We start from the raw sequence: 19,333 nt of genomic DNA, 5'->3' as shown, positions 1-19,333 counted from the left end.
GCTGGCCGCCGATGCGCGCGCCGGGCTCATGCGGGACGTCGACCACGCCCGGATCACGCGCGCCTGGCGGTCCGTGCGGGCGGGGCGCAACAGCCTCTCCGCGTTCAGCGACTCCGTCGTACGGGACGGGGCCGCCGCCTGCGCCCATCCCTCCGGAGTCCGGGACCTGCCCGCCCGCGCCGCCCGCCACGACCTCGCCACGGCGCAGGTGCGGCTCGGCACGACCGCCGACGATCCGCGCAACCCGTACGCGTACCGGGGGACCGGTCTCGGGATCGGGCCCGAGCTGCTCGGGACCTCGCTGCTCGCCGTGGGGCCCGCCGGGTCCGGCAAGACGAGTGGTGTGGTGTGGCCGGTCGCCGAGTCGCTGTGCCTGGGGGCGCTCGCCGGGCGGGCCGCGGTGGTCGTGGTCGGGGCCGCGGGCGCCGGGCTCGGGCCCGCCGACGACTACGACGTGGTGGTGCGGATCGGGCACCCCGACTCCGTGTACGACCTCGACCTGTACGGCGGCACGAACGACCCCGACGAGGCGGCGGCCGTGCTCGCCGAGGCCCTCGTCGGCGACCTCGTCGACCCGCACCCCGGAGCCGACAGCCGCCGTTCCACGACCGTGCTCGCCCAGCTGTTGGGCCCCTATCACGCCGTGCACCGCCGCTTCCCCTCCGTGCCCGAGCTGCGCGCACTGCTCGACGGATCCCCCGGCCCGCTCGGCGCGCTGCGCAAGGCGCTCCAGGAGTCGGGGCAGGAGGCGATGCTGCGGGAACTCGACGCCCGCGAGCGGCAGTTGGGTCACCCCGGCGACCCGGGCGCCGTCATCGCCGAGCGCATCGCGCTGCTCGACCGCCCGGCCTTCGCCTCCTTCTTCGACACGTCGGGCCAGAGCACGCCCTTCTCGCTGCGGGCCCTCGACCACCCCGTACGCGTCCGTATCGACCTCCCCGAGCGCGGTCACGCCGACGCGTCGCGGATCCTCGCCCGGCTGATGCTCGCCCAGTTCATGGCGAGCGCCGCCGCCCGCGAGGACCGCTCGCTCTTCGCCTGTCTCGTCCTCGACGACGCGACGGGGACGGTCACCCCGGAGTCCGTACGCAGTCTGCAGCGGCTGCGGTCCGCGAACGCCGGGGTCGTGCTGACCCTGCGTACGCTCGACGACGCACCCCGCCCGCTGCGCACCCCGCTGCTCGGCTCGATCGGCTGCCGTATGGCGCTGTCCGGGCTCACCCCGTGGGACGGGCAGGACTTCGCGGAGGTCTGGGGCAAGGAGTGGATCGAGGCGCGGGACGTCACCGACCGGCAGATCATCGCCGAGACCCCGCTAGGCAAGACGGTGCACATGCTCCGTCGCGTGATCACCGGCAACGCCCCGACCGCGCGCGCCGTGACCGTCCGCCAGGTCGAGCGCGAGCGGTGGTCAGCCTCCGAACTGGCGCACGGGGTGCCCGCGGGGCATGCGGTGCTTTCGTTGACGGATGTGCGGGGGGAGCACGCGCCGCCCCTGTTGGTAGATCTTCGGGGTTAGCCGTAGGGGCGTAGGTAGGGATGTGCGTACGGGGTAACCGGTCCCGTGCGTACCGTACGGTGAGGCAGAATCGACACAGGTCGTTCATACGTACCGGCCAAAAGATCCACATCTCGTCCGGGATTCAATGGCCGACCGGGACGCTCGCCTCACCCGCCGTCGCCAGACCTGCCGCCCTGACCTGCTGACCAGACCTGAAGGTCCCATGCCGCCCACGCTCGCCTCCCTCGTCCACCACTCCGCGCTGAAACTCACCGTGCGCGCGGGTGAGGAACATCTGGACGCGCCCGTGCGCTGGGCACACGCCAGTGAGCTCACCGACCCCGTGCCCTACATGGAGGGCGGCGAGCTCCTCATGATCACCGCGCTCAAGCTGGACGCGGAGGACCCGGAGGCGATGCGCCGCTATGTGAAGCGGCTCGCGGCGGCGGGAGTCGTCGGGCTCGGGTTCGCGGTCGGGGTGCATTACAAGGACATCCCGGAGGCCTTGGTCGCCGCCGCGGCGGACGAGGGGCTTCCGCTTCTGGAGGTGCCGCGGCGCACCCCCTTCCTCGCCATCAGCAAGGCCGTCTCCGCGGCCATCGCCGCCGACCAGTACCGCGCGGTGACGGCGGGCTTCGCGGCCCAGCGCGAGCTGACCAAGCAGGCACTGAGCGACGGCCCCGAGGGACTGCTCGGCGCGCTCGCCGGACAGGTGGACGGCTGGGCCGCGCTGTACGACGCGTCCGGCGCCGTCGTCGCAACGGCCCCCGAGTGGGCGTCCCGCAGGGCCGCCAGGCTCACCTCCGACGGCGAGCGGCTGCGCGACGGGGCCGCGCCCGCAAGCGCGGTCGTCGCGGGCGCCGAGGACCGGGTGGAGCTGCACTCCATCGGCACGGGACGGCGGCCCCGCGCCGCGCTCGCCGTCGGCACGGCATCCACCCTCGGCACCGCCGAGCGGTACGCACTGCACTCCGCCATCGCGCTGCTCACCCTCACCACGGAGCGCAACCGCTCGCTGCAGGCCGCCGAGACCCGGGTCGGCTCCGCGGTCCTTCGGATGCTGCTCGCCGGGGAGCCTGACCACGCCCGCACGGTGGCGGGGGAGCTGTACGGGAGCCTGCTCGACGCGCCGTTCCGCCTGGTGGTCGCGGAGGTCCCGGCCTCCGCCCCGGAGGACGGCGACCCGTTCGCCGGGCTCACCGAGGCCGTCGAGTCGGCCGCCGCGCGCGCCGGTGAGGCGCTCCTCGTCGTCCCCTACGGCGAGCGGCTCGTGCTGCTCGTCGTGGACGGCGGCGCGGGCGCGGCGGCGTGCGTCGCGTACGCGCAGACGCTGGAGGCCGGGCGTTCCGAGGTGCCGGAGGGCGGTGCGGGCGACGAGGCGGCGCTCCTCCTCGGCCTCTCCGCGCCCGCGGGACCGATCGCGGCGGCCACCGCGTACAAGCAGGCCGACCAGGCGCTGTCCATCGCCCGGCGCCGGGGCCGCGCGCTGGTCGAGCACGAGGACCTCGCGGCGGGCTCGGTCCTGCCGCTGCTCGCCGACGACGCGGTGCGGGCGTTCGCCGACGGTCTGCTGCGCGCCCTGTACGAACACGACGCCACAGGCCGCGGCGACCTGATCGCCTCCCTGCGCGCCTGGCTCTCGCGCCACGGCCAGTGGGACGCGGCAGCGGCGGAGCTGGGCGTCCACCGCCACACGCTGCGCTACCGCATGCGCAGGGTCGAGGAGATCCTGGGCCGCTCCCTGGACGACCCGGACGTCCGCATGGAGCTGTGGCTGTCTCTGAAGGCGACTTCGAGCGGTACGGAGTAGCCGCGGGCCCCTGCCAAAGCGGCGCGGGCCACCCCGTCAGTACTCCGCGTCGGACAAACACTCCGCGCCCATACCGCCCCTACGGTGGGGAACGTACCCCCCAAGACACACCTTCGCGGAAGGGCCGGGAATCGACATGACTTCCAACCACGCCTTCTGGCTCGCCGGTCGCCAGACCACCGGTGAGACCACTCTCGACGTCACATCGCCCTGGGACGGGCGGGTCGTCGGCAAGGCTGCCGTCCCGACCGACGCCCAGGTCGAGGAGGCCGTCGCCGCCGCGTACGCCGTGCGCGACGAGTTCGCCGCGACCCCGGCGCACGTGCGGGCCGCCGCCCTCGACCACGTGAGCCGCAGGCTCGTCGAGCGGACGGAAGAGATCGCCCAGCTCATCTCCGCCGAGAACGGCAAGCCGATCAAGTGGGCCCGTGGCGAGGTCGGCCGTGCCGTCTCCGTCTTCCGGTTCGCCGCGGAGGAAGCCCGCCGGTTCAACGGCGGCGAGGCCCAGCGCCTCGACACCGACGCCGGTGGCCAGGGGCGTCTCGCCTTCACCCGCCGCTTCCCCAAGGGTGTCGTCCTGGGGATCGCGCCGTTCAACTTCCCGCTGAACCTCTGCGCCCACAAGATCGCCCCGGCCATCGCGTCCGGCACGCCGATCATCCTCAAGCCGGCGCCGGCGACCCCGCTCTCCGGCCTCCTCATCGGCGAGCTGCTCGCCGAGACCGAGCTGCCCGCCGGGTCCTGGTCGGTCCTTCCGGTCGCGAACGAGAAGATGCCCGCCCTCGTGCAGGACGAGCGCCTCCCCGTCATCTCCTTCACCGGCTCCGAGAAGGTCGGCTACGCGATCATGGACTCGGTGCCGCGCAAGCACTGCACCCTGGAGCTCGGCGGAAACGGCGCCGCCGTCGTCCTGTCCGACTTCTCCTCCGACGAGGACCTCGACTGGGCGGCCTCGCGCATCGCGACCTTCTCCAACTACCAGGGCGGCCAGTCCTGCATCTCGGTGCAGCGCGTCATCGCCGACGCCTCCGTGTACGACCGGCTCGTGCCGCGCGTGCTCAAGGCGATCGAGGGCCAGGTCACCGGTGACCCGTCCGACCCGAAGACCGACGTCGGCCCGCTCGTCAACGAGGACGCCGCCAAGCGCGTGGAGTCCTGGGTCGACGAGGCCGTCCAGGCGGGCGCCCAGCTGCTCGCCGGCGGCAAGCGGGACGGCGCCTCGTACGCGCCGACCGTCCTCGCCGACGTACCGGCCGACGTGACCATCGCCTGCGAGGAGGTCTTCGGACCTGTCCTCACGATCAAGAAGGTGGACGGCGAGGCGGAGGCGTTCGCCGCCGTCAACGACTCCAAGTACGGCCTCCAGGCGGGCGTCTTCACGCACGACCTGCAGACCGCCTTCCGCGCGCACCGCGCCCTTGAGGTCGGCGGCGTCGTCATCGGCGACGCCCCCTCCTACCGCGCCGACCAGATGCCGTACGGCGGCGTCAAGCAGTCCGGCGTGGGCCGCGAGGGTGTCCGCTTCGCGATGGACGACTACACGTACGAGCGGGTCATGGTCATGACGGGCCTCGACCTGTAAGCAGCTCTCGAACCGAACGGCCGGAGCCCACTGTGCGGGGGCTCCGGCCGTTCTCGTGTGCGAGGACGCGATGCGCCGAACGCTGCGCGAGGACTGGTGGGCTCAGAACGAATCGGGTACATACGATCCATACGATCGAGTAGCACCAGTCAGTAACCGACCGGGTCAAGATCGGGTCAATCGGAGCCGATCGGCCCCCTTCGCGGCGAGGTGAGCTCCTCAATGTCCGCACCAACCCCACCCCCTTCCGGGCCGTCCGTCACCGAACGCGAGGCCAGGCAGGTCGCCGAGGCCGCCCGCGAGCAGGACTGGCGCAAGCCCAGCTTCGCCAAGGAACTCTTCCTCGGCCGCTTCCGGCTCGACCTGATCCACCCGCATCCCCTGCCCGCCGACGAGGACGCCCGGCGCGGCGAGGAGTTCCTCGCCAAGCTCCGCGACTTCTGCGAGACGAAGATCGACTCGGCCCGCATCGAGCGCGAGGCGAAGATCCCCGACGAGGTGATCAACGGCCTCAAGGAACTCGGCGCGCTCGGCATGAAGATCGACACGAAGTACGGCGGACTGGGCCTCACGCAGGTCTACTACAACAAGGCGCTGGCCCTCGTCGGCTCCGCCAACCCGTCGATCGGCGCGCTGCTCTCAGCCCACCAGTCGATCGGCGTACCGCAGCCGCTCAAGCAGTTCGGCACCCAGGAGCAGAAGGACGAGTTCCTGCCGCGCTGCGCCCGCACGGACATCAGCGCGTTCCTCCTGACCGAGCCGGACGTCGGCTCCGACCCGGCGCGGCTTGCCACCATGGCGGTACCGGACGGCGATTCGTACGTCCTGGACGGCGTGAAGCTGTGGACCACGAACGGCGTGGTCGCGGACCTCCTGGTCGTCATGGCGCGCGTGCCGAAGTCCGATGGCCACAAGGGCGGCATCACGGCCTTCGTCGTGGAGGCCGCGGCGGACGGCATCACCGTCGAGCACCGCAACGCCTTCATGGGCCTGCGCGGCCTGGAGAACGGCGTGACCCGTTTTCACCAGGTCCGCGTCCCGGCGGCGCACCGCATCGGCCCGGAGGGCGCGGGCCTGAAGATCGCGCTGACGACCCTCAACACCGGCCGCCTCTCGCTGCCCGCGATGTGCGTCGGCGCGGGCAAGTGGTGCCTGAAGATCGCCCGTGAGTGGTCGGGCGCGCGGGAGCAGTGGGGCAAGCCGGTCGCGCTCCACGAGGCGGTCGGCGCGAAGATCTCCTTCATCGCGGCGACGACTTTCGCCCTGGAGGCCGTACTCGACCTCTCCTCCCAGATGGCCGACGAGGACCGCAACGACATCCGCATCGAGGCGGCGCTCGCCAAGCTGTACGGCTCGGAGATGGGCTGTCTGATGGCCGACGAGCTGGTGCAGATCCGCGGCGGCCGCGGCTTCGAGACCGCCGAGTCCCTCGCGGCCCGCGGCGAACGCGCGGTCCCGGCGGAACAGGTCCTGCGCGACCTGCGTATCAACCGCATCTTCGAGGGCTCGACGGAGATCATGCACCTGCTGATCGCCCGCGAGGCGGTGGACGCGCACCTGAAGGTGGCGGGCGACCTGATCGACCCGGACAAGTCCCTCTCCGACAAGGCGAAGGCGGGCGCGAAGGCAGGCGGCTTCTATGCCCGCTGGCTGCCGAAACTGGTCACGGGCGCGGGCCAGCTCCCGCGCTCGTACGCCGAGTTCCACCCCAGCGGCCACGCGGACCTCTCCCCACACCTGCGCTACGTGGAACGCACGGCCCGCAAGCTGGCCCGCTCGACGTTCTACGCGATGTCGCGCTGGCAGGGAAAGATGGAGACCAAGCAGGGCTTCCTGGGCCGCGTGGTCGACATCGGCGCCGAACTCTTCGCGATGAGCGCGGCGTGCGTACGCGCCGAGCTGCTGCGGACGACGGAGGACCACGGCCGCGAGGCCTATCAGCTGGCCGACACGTTCTGCCGCCAGTCCCATATCCGCGTCGACGAGCTCTTCGACCGCCTGTGGACCAACACGGATGACATCGACCGCAAGGTGGTCAAGGGCGTCCTGTCCGGCACGTACACCTGGCTGGAGTCGGGCGTCGTCGACCCCAGCGGCGAAGGCCCGTGGATCGCGGATGCCACGCCGGGCCCGAGCACCCGGGAGAACGTCCACCGCCCGATCCGCTGACATCCGCTGACATCCGCCGACGCGCTCTCCGGGGCGTTCGCTCCCACAGGAACGCCCCGGAACACGATTTCGGCCGACCGGATCGGGGCGCAGTGCACCCGCACGCCGCCGCCCAAGCAAGAATGGGGGGATGAGCGACAGTCCAGCCCCCCTCGCCGACCCGCATCTCGTCTTCGACCCCGTCGTCACGGACGGCCCGCGGGACATCGTCATCCTCGGCTCGACCGGGTCGATCGGCACCCAGGCCATCGATCTCGTCCTGCGCAACCCCCGTCGCTTCCGCGTCACCGCGCTCTCCGCCGCCGGCGGCCGCGTCGCACTGCTCGCCGAGCAGGCCAGGCAACTGCGGGTGCGGACCGTGGCCGTGGCCCGCGAGGACGTCGTACCGGCGCTGCGCGAGGCGCTGAAGGGGCAGTACGGCGCCGAGCCGCTGCCCGAGATCCTCGCCGGGCCCGACGCGGCCACGCAGCTCGCAGCGTCGCAGTGCCACACCGTCCTGAACGGCATCACAGGATCCATCGGGCTCGCGCCCACGCTCGCCGCGCTCGAAGCGGGCCGCACCCTCGCGCTCGCCAACAAGGAGTCGCTGATCGTCGGCGGCCCGCTGGTGAAGGCGCTCGCGAAGCCGGGGCAGATCATCCCCGTCGACTCCGAGCATGCCGCGCTCTTCCAGGCGCTCGCCGCGGGCACCCGCGCCGACGTGCGCAAGCTGGTCGTCACGGCCTCCGGGGGCCCGTTCCGGGGACGTACGAAGGCCGATCTGGCGAACGTCACGCCGGACGACGCGCTCGCGCACCCCACCTGGGCCATGGGCCCGGTCATCACCGTCAACTCCGCGACGCTCGTCAACAAGGGCCTGGAGGTCATCGAGGCGCACCTCCTCTACGACATCCCCTTCGAGCGCATCGAGGTCGTGGTCCACCCGCAGTCCTACGTGCACTCCATGGTCGAGTTCACCGACGGATCGACGCTGGCCCAGGCCACGCCGCCCGACATGAGCGGCCCGATCGCCATCGGCATCGGCTGGCCCGAGCGCGTGCCGGACGCCGCTCCCGCCTTCGACTGGACGAAGGCCTCCAACTGGGAGTTCTTCCCCCTCGACAACGACGCTTTTCCGTCGGTCGGGCTCGCCCGGCACGTGGGGAAGCTCGCGGGCACGGCCCCGGCAGTGTTCAATGCCGCCAACGAGGAGTGCGTGGACGCGTTCTTGAACGGCGCCCTGCCCTTCAACGGGATCATGGAGACCGTCACCAAGGTCGTCGCCGAACACGGTGACCCGGGCATGGCAGCGTCGGGAACTTCCCTGACCGTCGCGGACGTCCTCGAAGCGGAGACCTGGGCGCGCGCCCGGGCCCGTGAACTTACGGCGAAAGCGACCGCGGAGGCCCGCGCATGACGACCTTGATGATGATCCTCGGCATAGTCGTCTTCGCGGTCGGGCTGCTCTTCTCGATCGCCTGGCACGAGCTGGGCCACCTGTCGACGGCCAAGCTGTTCGGCATCCGCGTGCCGCAGTACATGGTCGGCTTCGGCCCGACGATCTTCTCGCGCAAGAAGGGCGACACCGAGTACGGCATCAAGGCCATCCCCCTCGGCGGCTACATCCGCATGATCGGCATGTTCCCGCCGGGTCCGGACGGCCGCATAGAGGCACGTTCGACGTCCCCCTGGCGCGGCATGATCGAGGACGCGCGGTCGGCCGCCTTTGAGGAGCTCAAGCCCGGCGACGAGACCCGCCTCTTCTACACGCGCAAGCCGTGGAAGCGCGTGATCGTGATGTTCGCGGGCCCGTTCATGAACCTGATCCTCGCCGTGGTGATCTTCCTCGGCGTGATGATGACCTTCGGCATCAGCACCCAGACGACGTCCGTCGGCAAGGTGTCCGACTGCGTCATCCAGCAGAGCGAGAACCGCACCAAGTGCGAGAAGGGCGACACGGTCGCGCCCGCCAAGGCGGCAGGCCTGAAGCTCGGCGACAAGATCGTGGCCTTCCAGGGGCAGCCCGTCGACGACTGGTCAGCGCTCCAGGGGAAGATCCGCGAGACGATCGGCCCGGCCACCATCACGGTCGAGCGCGACGGCAAGCAGGTCGACCTGCACGCCAACCTCATCAAGAACCAGGTCAGCAAGACCGACGGCGAGGGCGGCTATGTCGAGGGGAAGTACGTCTCCGCGGGCTTCCTCGGCTTCACCCCCGCCACCGGCATCGTCCAGCAGGGCTTCGGCGACTCCGTGGGCCGCATGGGCGACATGATGGAGAACGGCGTCGAGTCGCTCATCGCACTGCCGTCCAAGATCCCCGACCTGTGGGACGCGGCCTTCGGGGACGGCGACCGCAAGCAGGACTCCCCGATGGGCGTCGTCGGCGCGGCCCGCGTGGGCGGCGAGGTCTTCACGCTCGACATCCCGCCGGAGAACCAGATCGCGATGATGCTGTTCCTGGTGGCGGGTTTCAACCTCTCGCTGTTCCTGTTCAACATGCTGCCGCTGCTGCCGCTGGACGGCGGGCACATCGCGGGAGCGCTGTGGGAGTCGGTGCGGCGCAAGGCTGCCAAGCTCCTGAAGCGGCCCGACCCGGGCCCCTTCGACGTCGCGAAGCTGATGCCCGTCGCCTATGTCGTGGCCGGAATCTTCATCTGCTTCACGATCCTCGTCCTGATCGCGGACGTGGTTAACCCAGTGAGAATCTCCTAGCAATGTGAAGTTTGCGGCGACCGGGCACTCTATGTGTCCGGTCGCCCACCATTGGGTGGACTTGGGGGCGGGATGTGCCCGGGCGCTGTGGGGTGCCGTAATCTCGAGGTCTGGAGCCCGCCGATCTCGGGACCTTGATCCACACCTTGGGGATGCACGCCAGATGACTGCCGTTTCTCTCGGAATCCCGTCCGTACCGACCAAGCTCGCCGACCGCCGTGTCAGCCGCAAGATCCAGGTCGGTACGGTCGCCGTCGGCGGGGACGCACCGGTGTCGGTGCAGTCGATGACGACGACGCGTACGTCCGACATCGGGGCGACGCTGCAGCAGATCGCCGAACTCACGGCGTCCGGCTGCCAGATCGTGCGGGTCGCCTGTCCCACGCAGGACGACGCGGACGCGCTCGCCACCATCGCGCGGAAGTCGCAGATCCCGGTCATCGCCGACATCCACTTCCAGCCGAAGTACGTCTTCGCGGCGATCGACGCCGGTTGCGCCGCCGTCCGTGTGAACCCGGGCAACATCAAGCAGTTCGACGACAAGGTCAAGGAGATCGCGCGGGCCGCGAACGACGCGGGCACCCCGATCCGGATCGGCGTCAACGCGGGCTCCCTGGACGCGCGCCTCCTCCAGAAGTACGGCAAGGCCACCCCGGAGGCCTTGGTCGAATCCGCCCTCTGGGAGGCATCCCTCTTCGAGGAGCACGGCTTCAGCGACATCAAGATCTCGGTCAAGCACAACGACCCGGTGGTCATGGTCAACGCCTACCGCCAGCTTGCCGCCGCCTGCGACTACCCCCTGCACCTCGGCGTGACGGAGGCCGGTCCCGCCTTCCAGGGCACGATCAAGTCGGCGGTCGCCTTCGGCGCGCTGCTGAGCGAGGGCATCGGCGACACGATCCGCGTCTCCCTCTCCGCCCCGCCGGTGGAGGAGATCAAGGTCGGCCTCCAGATCCTGGAGTCCCTCAACCTCAAGCAGCGCCGCCTGGAGATCGTCTCCTGCCCGTCCTGCGGCCGCGCCCAGGTCGACGTCTACAAGCTGGCCGAAGAGGTCACCGCCGGCCTGGACGGCATGGAGGTCCCCCTCCGCGTCGCCGTCATGGGCTGCGTCGTGAACGGCCCCGGCGAGGCCCGCGAGGCCGACCTCGGCGTCGCGTCCGGCAACGGCAAGGGCCAGATCTTCGTCAAGGGCGAGGTCATCAAGACCGTCCCCGAGTCGAAGATCGTGGAGACCCTCATCGAAGAGGCGCTGAAGATCGCCGAGCAGATGGAGAAGGACGGCATCCCCTCCGGGGAGCCGACGGTCGCCGTCGCCGGCTAGTACGCGTTCACGTGGGCCCCGCCACCGGTTCGGTGGCGGGGCCCACGTGCGCCTGGCGGCGGCTGCGCCTTTGCCTGCGGCCGCCTCCGCCCCGAACCGCCCCTTCGCGACGGATGCCTCCCGCCCACCCACCCGAGCACCCCGGGGCAATCGGGCGGGCGGGTGGGAAACCCGCCGCGAAGCGGCGAAGAAAAGCCACCCGCCACCCGCAGGGAGGCACCCACCGGCCCGCAGGGGAGGGAGACAAAGCCCCCTCCAAGCGACCCCACGGCACAAGGCGCCCCCGCCAGGTACAGTGCGGAGATCAGCAGACCGTTTGGTGAGGCCCCCGCACGTGTTGACTCAGACCACCACCAGGGTCCTCGAACCGAGTGACCTGGACGCCGCGCTCGCCGTGCTCGACCGCGAGCCGGTGGCCAACGCCTTCGTGGCCTCCCGGGTCAGGGTCGCGGGCCTCGACCCGTGGCGGCTCGGCGGCGAGATGTGGGGCTGGTACCAGGACGGAATGCTGGAGTCGCTCTGCTACGCGGGCGCCAACCTCGTCCCCATCTGCGCGACCCCGCGAGCAATTCGCGCCTTCGCGGACCGCGCCCGCAGGGCAGGCCGCCGCTGCTCCTCCATCGTCGGCCCCGCCGAGCCCACCGCCCAGCTGTGGCGGCTGCTCGAACCGTCCTGGGGCCCCGCCCGCGAGGTCCGTACCCAGCAGCCCCTGATGGTCACCGACCGGCTGCCGTCGGCCATCACCCCGGATCCGTACGTCCGTCGCGTCCGCAAGGACGAGATGGAGACGATCATGCCCGCGTGCGTGGCGATGTTCACCGAGGAGGTCGGCATCTCGCCGCTCTCCGGCGACGGCGGCCTCCTCTACCAGGCGCGGGTCGCCGAACTGGTCGGCGCGGGGCGGTCGTTCGCCCGCCTCGACCGCGACGGCAAGGTCATCTTCAAGGCCGAGATCGGCGCGGCCACGGCGCAGGCCTGCCAGGTGCAGGGCGTCTGGGTGGCCCCCGAGTACCGCGGTCAGGGCTACGCGGCGCCGGGCATGGCGGCCGTCCTGCGCTACGCCCTCGCGGACGTGGCCCCGGTCGTCAGCCTCTACGTCAACGACTTCAACACCGCGGCAAGGGCGGCGTACCGGCGGGTGGGGTTCCAGGAGGTCGGGGCGTTCATGAGCGTCCTGTTCTAGCTCCCCCGTCCAGCTCGCCCGCGTCTCACACCGCACTCCTCGCGTACCCCCGTCAGCGAGTTAAAGTTCGGCGCATGACTGACGACGTCGTGATCGGGCCGCTGGACCTCGCCACGCACGTGGACGAAGCGCTGCGGGTACAGGCCCACGCCTTCGGGCTCAGCGACGACGAGGTGGCCGTACGGCGGCAGATCGTGCTGCGGCACATCACCTACCCCGGCGCCCGCGCGCTCGGCGCCACCACCACCGAGGGGCGGCTTGTCGGCTTCGTCTACGGCATGCCCAACGACCGCGGCCACTGGTGGTCCACGGTCGTCGAGCCGTACCTGCGGGCCCAGGACCTGGACGACTGGCTCGACGACTCCTTCGTGATCACCGAGCTCCACGTGCAGCCCGGCCACCAGAACCGCGGAGTCGGCCGCACGCTCATCACCACCATCACGGACGCCGTCCGCCAGCCCCGCTCGATCCTCTCCGCGATCGACACCGAGAGCCCCGCACGCGGCCTCTACCGCTCCCTCGGGTACGCGGACCTGGCCCGCAACGTCCAGTTCCCCAGCGCCCCGAAGCCGTACGCGGTGATGGGCGCGCCGCTCCCGCTGAGGCGGCCCGGCGTCTAACCGATTTCCACACGTGCCCTAGCCGCAGCTAACCTCCTGCACATCACCCTCCCCCAAGCTCTCGGCTTCGCTCGAGCAGGGGGGACCCCCATCCCGCAGGAGATCACCATGGCCCAGGTCCAGCGCATGTCCCGATTGATGATCAAGACACTGCGCGACGACCCGGCGGACGCCGAGACGCTCAACCACAAGCTGCTCGTCCGGGCCGGATACGTCCGCCGCACCGCCGCCGGCATCTGGTCCTGGCTGCCGCTCGGCAAGAAGGTCCTGGAGAACATCACCCACGTCGTGCGCGAGGAGATGGACGCCATCGGCGCCCAGGAGGTCCTCCTGCCCGCGCTCCTGCCCAAGGAGTCGTACGACGCGACGGGCCGCTACGACGAGTACGGCGACCTGCTGTTCCGCCTGAAGGACCGCAAGGGCGCCGACTACCTCCTCGGCCCGACCCACGAGGAGATCTTCACCCAGATCGTCAAGGACCAGTGCTCGTCCTACAAGGACCTGCCGGTGATCCTCTACCAGATCCAGACGAAGTACCGCGACGAGGCCCGTCCCCGCGCCGGTGTGCTCCGTGGCCGCGAGTTCCAGATGAAGGACTCGTACTCCTTCGACACGACGGACGAGGGCCTCGCCGAGTCGTACGCCCTGCACCGCGCCGCGTACATCAAGATCTTCGAGCGCCTCGGCCTTGACCACCGCATCGTCTCCGCCGTCTCCGGCGCGATGGGCGGCTCGGCATCCGAGGAGTTCCTGGCGCCCGCACCGGCCGGCGAGGACACGTTCGTGGACTGCCCCGCGTGCGACTACGCGGCCAACACGGAGGCGGTGTCCTTCGTGGCCACCGAGACCGTCGACGGCTCGGCGCACGGCCCGGTCGAGGACCTGGACACCCCCGACACCCCGACCATCGAGACGCTCGCGGCCCACCTCGGCGTGCCCGCATCGGCGACCCTGAAGAACCTCCTGGTCAAGGTCGACGGCGAGATCGTCGCCGTGGGTGTCCCCGGCGACCGCGAGGTCGACCTCGGCAAGCTCGGCGAGCACCTGGCGCCCGCCGTCGTGGAGCTGGTGACGGCCGAGGACTTCGAGGGCCGCGACGATCTCGTACGCGGATACGTCGGCCCGCAGGGCCTGGCGAAGGTCCGTTACATCGCCGACCCGCGGGTGGCGCCGGGCACGGCCTGGATCACCGGCGCGAACAAGATCAACACGCACGCGAAGAACGTCGTCGCGGGCCGTGACTTCGAGGTCGACGACTACCTCGACGTCGTGGTCGTCGAGGAGGGCGACCCCTGCCCCAAGTGCGGCACAGGACTGCAGCTGGACCGCGCCATCGAGATCGGCCACATCTTCCAGCTGGGCCGCAAGTTCGCCGACGCCTTCCAGCTGGACGTCCTCGGCCAGCAGGGCAAGCCGGTCCGCGTGACCATGGGTTCGTACGGCATCGGCGTCTCGCGCGCGGTGGCGGCGCTCGCCGAGCAGACGGCGGACGACAAGGGCCTGTGCTGGCCCCGGGAGATCGCCCCCGCCGACGTCCACGTGGTGGCCGCGGGCAAGGCGCTCCAGACGGAGCTGGCGCTCGACGTCTCCGAGCAGCTGAACGCGGCGGGTGTGCGGGTGCTGGTCGACGACCGTGCGGGCGTCTCGCCCGGCGTGAAGTTCACCGACGCCGAACTGATCGGTGTGCCCACCATCCTGGTGGCGGGCCGCCGCTCTGCCGAGGGCGTCGTGGAGCTGAAGGACCGCAGGACCGGGGAGCGCGAGGAGCTCACTGTGGCCGAGGCTGTGGCGCGTCTGACGGCCTAAGTCGGGCTGGGGTCTGGGGCTGGGGCCCTGCGGGCCCCCTGGACCCCCGAAAAGATGGCCTCAAACGCCGGCCGGGCTGAAATAGCCCGTCCGGCGTTTGAGGACGAACTCGGCGGAGCCGGTGATGACGGCAAGCAAGGCCCCCGCGCCAGAGCGGGTTTTCGGGAAGGGGCGGGGTTGGGGAAAAGAACCCGCCCTTACAGCCACCCCGCGAACTCCAGCAACAGCTCCGCATCCTGCTCCCGCCCAACACGGCGAGCCCGCACCCCGGACTCCACCGCACGGAACAGCGTCCACCCCCGCAACCGCTCCTGATCCACATCCAGCGACTCGGCCAACTTCTTCACCCGGCGACGAGTGATCGAAGACCCCGAGGGGGACGCGATCAGGTCCTCGACGCGGTCGCGTACGAGGCGCGCCAGGTCGAAGGCGGGCTCCCCGACCACGGGGTCGGGCCCCACGGCCAGCCACGGCAACCGATCCCCCTGAAGCACCTTGCTCTGCCGGAAGGTGCCATGCAGCAGCCGCACCTCAGGCTCCCCCGCGAGCAGCTCCTCCCGCGCGGCGAGCGCGGCGTCCACCAGCGGCGCGACCTCCCCGTCGGCAGACGCCCGCATCGCGTCGGCCTGCCGCCCCGTCCGCTCGGCGACCGTCTCGAAGCGGTGGTCCGCCGGCGGCTCCACCCACAGCCGCCGCAGCGTCCCCGCCGCTTCCAGCAAGGCCTTGGCCTCGGGCAGCGAGCGGACCGAGACATCGCGGTGCAGTCGCTCGAGCAACAGCGCCCCGTCCGTGGCGGACGGGTCCAGGAGCCGTACGGCACCGAACCCGTCCCAGTGCGCGAGCGCGGCCCGCTCGCTCGCGGGCCGCGACCTCGGCGGCACCAGCTTCAGGACCGCGGGCGTGCCGTCGGCGAGGCGCACCAGGACGACGAGCCCGCTGCGCCCACCGGGCACGTGGACCCGCTCGACGGTCAACTCACGTAGAGCGACGGCCTGTTCAGCTGCCTCGGGCAGCTTCTCCAGCCAGTCGTCGCCGTCCTGCGCCGTCTCACCGAGTGCGGTGACGAGACGCTGGGGCGGTTCGAGAGCCATACGCGAGTTGTTCCCTTCCTGAGCGGGTCAGACCTTGGGTGCCGAGGAACGGGGCGTGGCGGCCCGCTCGGCGAGACCAGGGAAGGTTACGCTCCCGCCGCGCCACCGCGCCGCACGGACCGCCGCCTCCCGCAGCGCCTCGGCGGCGTGCCCTCGCCGGGCGCCGGTGGAGGCGCGTACGAGATCCGAGTAGACCCCCGCGACCCGTTCCTCGAGCGCCGTCGCGAGCCGCTCGGCCGCCGCGGGGTCCGGCACCGCGAACGGCAGCGCNNTCGGGCTCGCCGCCCAGGTCGCGCACGGCGCGCTGCAGCTCATCGCGCCGTGCGCGATGCGCGTCGTACGCCGTGCGCGCCTCCGCCCTGCGGTCCTCGCCGATCCGGCCGCCGACGACCCCGAAGCCGTACACAGCGGCGTGCTCGGCACCCAGAGCGGCCTGCACCGCCCTCAACTCGTCCTTGGAATCGCTCACTTGTCGCCCTCCGTCAGCAGATACGCGTGCGCGGCGCCCGCCGCCGCCACCGACGCGAGCAGCCTGGCCAGCTCCGCCGGCGCGTCGAGCAGCGCGTCCCCGCGCTGTTTCGCCAGCTCCCGCTCGGCCTTGGCGAGCGCGTGCACGGCGTCCTTCTCGTCCTTGGGGACGGAGGGCTTGTGGGTGGGCGAGGCGGACGTGGAGGGGGAGCCCGAGGGTGACGGGGGAGCGGATCCCTCGGCGAAGGCCGCCTCGTGCCGCTTCACCTCCGCCCGCAGCGGATCGAGCCGACCGGCCAGCGAGGGATGCGCGGCGAGGACGGCGTCGTACCGCCCGAGCAGCTCACCGCTGTCCCGGGCGGCCTGCGCGCGCAGCCGTGCGGCGGCGGAAGGACGCTCGTCCGTGGGGTCGGAGTCCGAGCAGCCCGAGAGCAGCACGGCCCCGGCCGCTCCTGCGGCGCCGGTCAGCAGACTCCTGCGGCGCGGGCCCGAGCGGGCGTGCGAGGGGGTGGGATACGACGGCACAGCAGACGTCCTCGGCAGGAAGGCCAGAAAGGCAGGCAGTCAGATGGTGGGCGAAGCCGGGCGCGAGCCCGGTGATCACCGTACCTTCGGGCTGCCCTCGTACTCGTGAGCGGCTCGAAGCCGGGCGGACAGCGGCCGGACAGCGGGCGGCAACACCCCTCCGGACCGGATACCCTTTGACCTGACACGCGACGATCCCACAACAGCACACGCGGCCGAGGAGTCACCCGGATGAGCACCACCCAGAGCGAGAGGCTGCGAGAACTGCTGGAACCGCTCGTCAGCTCGAAGGAACTTGATCTCGAAGAGATCGAAGTGGCCTCGGTCGGGCGCAAGCGGGTGCTGCGAGTCGTCGTCGATTCCGACGACGGCGTGGACCTGGATCAGATCGCTGAGATCAGCCGCGAAATCTCCGAGAAGCTCGACGAGAGCGACGCGATGGGCGAGGGGGAGTACACCCTCGAAGTCGGCTCCCCGGGCGCGGAGCGCCCGCTGACGGAGCACCGCCACTATCTGCGCGCCGTCGGCCGCCTGGTGAAGTTCCAGCTGACGGAGGGCGGCGACGAGTTGATCGCCCGCATCCTCGAGGTGGACGACGAAGGTGTGGATCTTGAAGTACCGGGCGTGAAGGGGCGCAAGCCCACCGCCCGCAGGCTCGCTTTCGACGAGATCGCCAAGGCGCGCGTCGAGGTCGAGTTCAGCCGCAAGGACAAGAAGGAAGAGGAGGCGTAGCCGTGGACATCGACATGAGTGCCCTGCGGGGTCTGGTCCGCGAGAAGGAGATCTCCTTCGACCTGCTGGTCGAGGCGATCGAGTCCGCTCTCCTCATCGCCTACCACCGAACCGACGGCAGCTTCCGTCGCGCACGCGTGAAGCTGGACCGCGAAAGCGGCCATGTGACGGTGTGGGCGACAGAGGACCCGGCGGACCTCGAAGAGGGCCAGGAGGCCAAGGAGTTCGACGACACCCCGTCGGACTTCGGCCGCATCGCCGCGACGACCGCCAAGCAGGTCATCCTGCAGCGTTTGCGCGACGCCCAGGACGACGCGACCCTCGGCGAGTACGCGGGCCGGGAGGGCGACATCGTCACGGGCGTCGTCCAGCAGGGCCGCGACCCGAAGAACGTGCTGGTCGACATCGGCAAGCTCGAGGCCATCCTGCCGGTGCAGGAGCAGGTGCCGGGCGAGGAGTACGCCCACGGCCTCCGCCTTCGTTCGTACGTCGTCCGGGTGGCGAAGGGCGTCCGTGGCCCCTCGGTCACCCTCTCCCGCACGCACCCGAACCTCGTCAAGAAGCTGTTCGCGCTCGAGGTGCCGGAGATCGCCGACGGTTCGGTCGAGATCTCGGCCATCGCCCGCGAGGCCGGTCACCGGACCAAGATCGCGGTGCGCTCGACCCGCTCGGGCCTGAACGCCAAGGGCGCCTGCATCGGCCCGATGGGCCAGCGTGTGCGCAACGTCATGGCCGAGCTCAACGGCGAGAAGATCGACATCGTCGACTGGTCGGACGACCCGGGCGAGATGGTCGCCCACGCGCTCTCCCCGGCGCGGGTCAGCAAGGTGGAGATCGTCGACCTCGCGGCCCGTTCCGCGCGGGTGACGGTGCCCGACTACCAGCTGTCCCTCGCGATCGGCAAGGAGGGCCAGAACGCCCGCCTCGCCGCGCGGCTCACGGGCTGGCGCATCGACATCCGCCCGGACACCGAGCAGGACCAGGACTCCCCGGAGTCCTGACCGGGTGCTGATCGGGCACTGGTCGGGCACTGATCGAGTCCTGATCAAGACAACAACCGTTCGATTTTTGCCCCAAAGGGGTGAGGTCGGTGCGGGGAGGTAGACTTAATCGTGTCTGGCCGGACGCAAGCCCGCGCATGCCCTGAACGCACCTGTGTGGGGTGCCGGGAGCGAGCGGCCAAGAGCGATCTGCTGCGCATCGTGGCGAAAGAGGGCGCTTGCGCCCCCGATCCAAGCGGTACGCTGCCCGGCCGGGGTGCGTATATCCACCCCGTCCCGGTCTGTCTCGACCTGGCGGTCCGACGCCGGGCGTTCCTGAGGGCCCTCAAGGCCCCGGGCCCGCTCGACACGGCGGATTTGCGCCGAGTCGTCGAGACAGTTGCCCAGCAGGCAACACCGTAAGGAAGGTCGCGCGGAACCCCGCGCGGCCCTGGTATTCCGCGAGTTGGAAGTAGGTCGAGATTGCGATGAGCACTCGATGAGCACGCGATGAGTACGCCCATGAAGTAGCGACGGTCCGGCGTAACCCGGACCTAAAAGGAGCGAAGTGGCTAAGGTCCGGGTATACGAGCTCGCCAAGGAGTTCGGCGTAGAGAGCAAGGTCGTCATGGCCAAGCTCCAAGAACTCGGTGAATTCGTACGTTCGGCGTCCTCGACGATCGAGGCGCCCGTTGTACGCAAATTGACTGACGCATTGAACCAGGGTGGTGGCAACGGCAAGGCCGCCGCCAAGCCCGGGGCGCCGCGCAAGCAGGCCGCCCCCAAGCCGCCGGCCCCCTCGGGCTCGGCGTCTTCCTCTCCCGCGCAGGCCGCCCGTCCGGGTCCGGCCG

Annotated in this window: 17 protein-coding genes; 14 read left to right on the top strand and 3 right to left on the bottom strand. The window is 70.9% G+C overall.

The features are described from left to right. The 10 genes from ABD378_RS00450 to ABD378_RS00405 form a co-directional block, all read left to right on the top strand. Window positions 1-1,519: ATP-binding protein (locus ABD378_RS00450; RefSeq protein WP_344518210.1), on the top strand; the 1,519-nt coding region annotated here is incomplete at its 5' end. A gap of 205 nt (window positions 1,520-1,724) precedes the next feature. Next, window positions 1,725-3,311, top strand: coding sequence for a PucR family transcriptional regulator (locus ABD378_RS00445; protein ID WP_344518209.1), 1,587 nt, complete (start codon window positions 1,725-1,727; stop codon window positions 3,309-3,311). Between the two features lie 136 nt (window positions 3,312-3,447). Then, window positions 3,448-4,893 carry an aldehyde dehydrogenase family protein gene (locus ABD378_RS00440; protein ID WP_344518208.1) on the top strand — a complete coding sequence of 482 codons (1,446 nt, stop codon included), beginning with the start codon at window positions 3,448-3,450 and terminating at the stop codon, window positions 4,891-4,893. 222 nt (window positions 4,894-5,115) lie between these two features. Next, window positions 5,116-7,062, top strand: a complete 1,947-nt coding sequence (locus ABD378_RS00435; protein WP_344518207.1) for an acyl-CoA dehydrogenase family protein — start codon at window positions 5,116-5,118, stop codon at window positions 7,060-7,062. Window positions 7,063-7,192: 130 nt separating this feature from the next. After that, window positions 7,193-8,458 carry a 1-deoxy-D-xylulose-5-phosphate reductoisomerase gene (gene dxr, locus ABD378_RS00430; protein ID WP_344518206.1) on the top strand — a complete coding sequence of 422 codons (1,266 nt, stop codon included), beginning with the start codon at window positions 7,193-7,195 and terminating at the stop codon, window positions 8,456-8,458. Continuing rightward, window positions 8,455-9,756 (top strand): M50 family metallopeptidase, encoded by a 1,302-nt coding sequence (locus ABD378_RS00425; RefSeq protein WP_344518205.1) that lies wholly within the window; start codon window positions 8,455-8,457, stop codon window positions 9,754-9,756. The genes dxr and ABD378_RS00425 overlap by 4 nt, the downstream gene beginning before the upstream one ends. A 163-nt stretch (window positions 9,757-9,919) precedes the next feature. After that, on the top strand, window positions 9,920-11,077 hold the full coding sequence (gene ispG, locus ABD378_RS00420) for a flavodoxin-dependent (E)-4-hydroxy-3-methylbut-2-enyl-diphosphate synthase (protein ID WP_344518204.1): 1,158 nt from the start codon (window positions 9,920-9,922) through the stop codon (window positions 11,075-11,077). Window positions 11,078-11,411: 334 nt separating this feature from the next. Next, window positions 11,412-12,260: a GNAT family N-acetyltransferase gene (locus tag ABD378_RS00415; RefSeq protein WP_344518203.1), complete on the top strand. Its 849-nt coding sequence runs from the start codon at window positions 11,412-11,414 to the stop codon at window positions 12,258-12,260. A gap of 74 nt (window positions 12,261-12,334) precedes the next feature. After that, window positions 12,335-12,880: a GNAT family N-acetyltransferase gene (locus ABD378_RS00410; protein WP_344518202.1), complete on the top strand. Its 546-nt coding sequence runs from the start codon at window positions 12,335-12,337 to the stop codon at window positions 12,878-12,880. Between the two features lie 108 nt (window positions 12,881-12,988). After that, window positions 12,989-14,686, top strand: coding sequence for a proline--tRNA ligase (locus ABD378_RS00405; protein ID WP_344518201.1), 1,698 nt, complete (start codon window positions 12,989-12,991; stop codon window positions 14,684-14,686). A gap of 197 nt (window positions 14,687-14,883) precedes the next feature. Here ABD378_RS00405 and ABD378_RS00400 read toward each other — a convergent pair whose 3' ends face one another. The 3 genes from ABD378_RS00400 to ABD378_RS00390 all read right to left on the bottom strand — a co-directional run bounded on the left by ABD378_RS00400 (window position 14,884) and on the right by ABD378_RS00390 (window position 16,770). After that, the gene (locus ABD378_RS00400) at window positions 14,884-15,777 is read right to left on the bottom strand and encodes an aminoglycoside phosphotransferase family protein (protein WP_344518200.1); all 894 of its coding nucleotides are present in this window, start codon (window positions 15,775-15,777) and stop codon (window positions 14,884-14,886) included. 27 nt (window positions 15,778-15,804) lie between these two features. Next, window positions 15,805-16,200, bottom strand: a complete 396-nt coding sequence (locus ABD378_RS44080; RefSeq protein ID WP_486389296.1) for a DUF4439 domain-containing protein — start codon at window positions 16,198-16,200, stop codon at window positions 15,805-15,807. Window positions 16,201-16,242: 42 nt separating this feature from the next. Then, on the bottom strand, window positions 16,243-16,770 hold the full coding sequence (locus tag ABD378_RS00390; RefSeq protein ID WP_344518199.1) for a hypothetical protein: 528 nt from the start codon (window positions 16,768-16,770) through the stop codon (window positions 16,243-16,245). 231 nt (window positions 16,771-17,001) lie between these two features. Here ABD378_RS00390 and rimP point away from each other — a divergent pair, with 231 nt between their 5' ends. The 4 genes from rimP to ABD378_RS00370 form a co-directional block, all read left to right on the top strand. Next, window positions 17,002-17,502 carry a ribosome maturation factor RimP gene (gene rimP, locus ABD378_RS00385; protein ID WP_344518198.1) on the top strand — a complete coding sequence of 167 codons (501 nt, stop codon included), beginning with the start codon at window positions 17,002-17,004 and terminating at the stop codon, window positions 17,500-17,502. Between the two features lie 2 nt (window positions 17,503-17,504). Beyond that, window positions 17,505-18,503 carry a transcription termination factor NusA gene (nusA, locus tag ABD378_RS00380; protein ID WP_344518197.1) on the top strand — a complete coding sequence of 333 codons (999 nt, stop codon included), beginning with the start codon at window positions 17,505-17,507 and terminating at the stop codon, window positions 18,501-18,503. 111 nt (window positions 18,504-18,614) lie between these two features. Next, on the top strand, window positions 18,615-18,905 hold the full coding sequence (locus ABD378_RS00375) for a YlxR family protein (RefSeq protein ID WP_344518195.1): 291 nt from the start codon (window positions 18,615-18,617) through the stop codon (window positions 18,903-18,905). Between the two features lie 145 nt (window positions 18,906-19,050). Beyond that, window positions 19,051-19,333, top strand: a 283-nt coding sequence (locus ABD378_RS00370) for a translation initiation factor IF-2 N-terminal domain-containing protein (protein ID WP_344518194.1), incomplete at its 3' end; no start/stop codon positions are given.

Origin of the sequence: Streptomyces rectiviolaceus, assembly GCF_039533825.1 — a bacterium.
GTDB lineage: Bacteria > Actinomycetota > Actinomycetes > Streptomycetales > Streptomycetaceae > Streptomyces > Streptomyces rectiviolaceus.
Note: the sequence above shows the minus strand (reverse complement) of the source record. Positions and strands in the feature narration are given on the sequence as shown.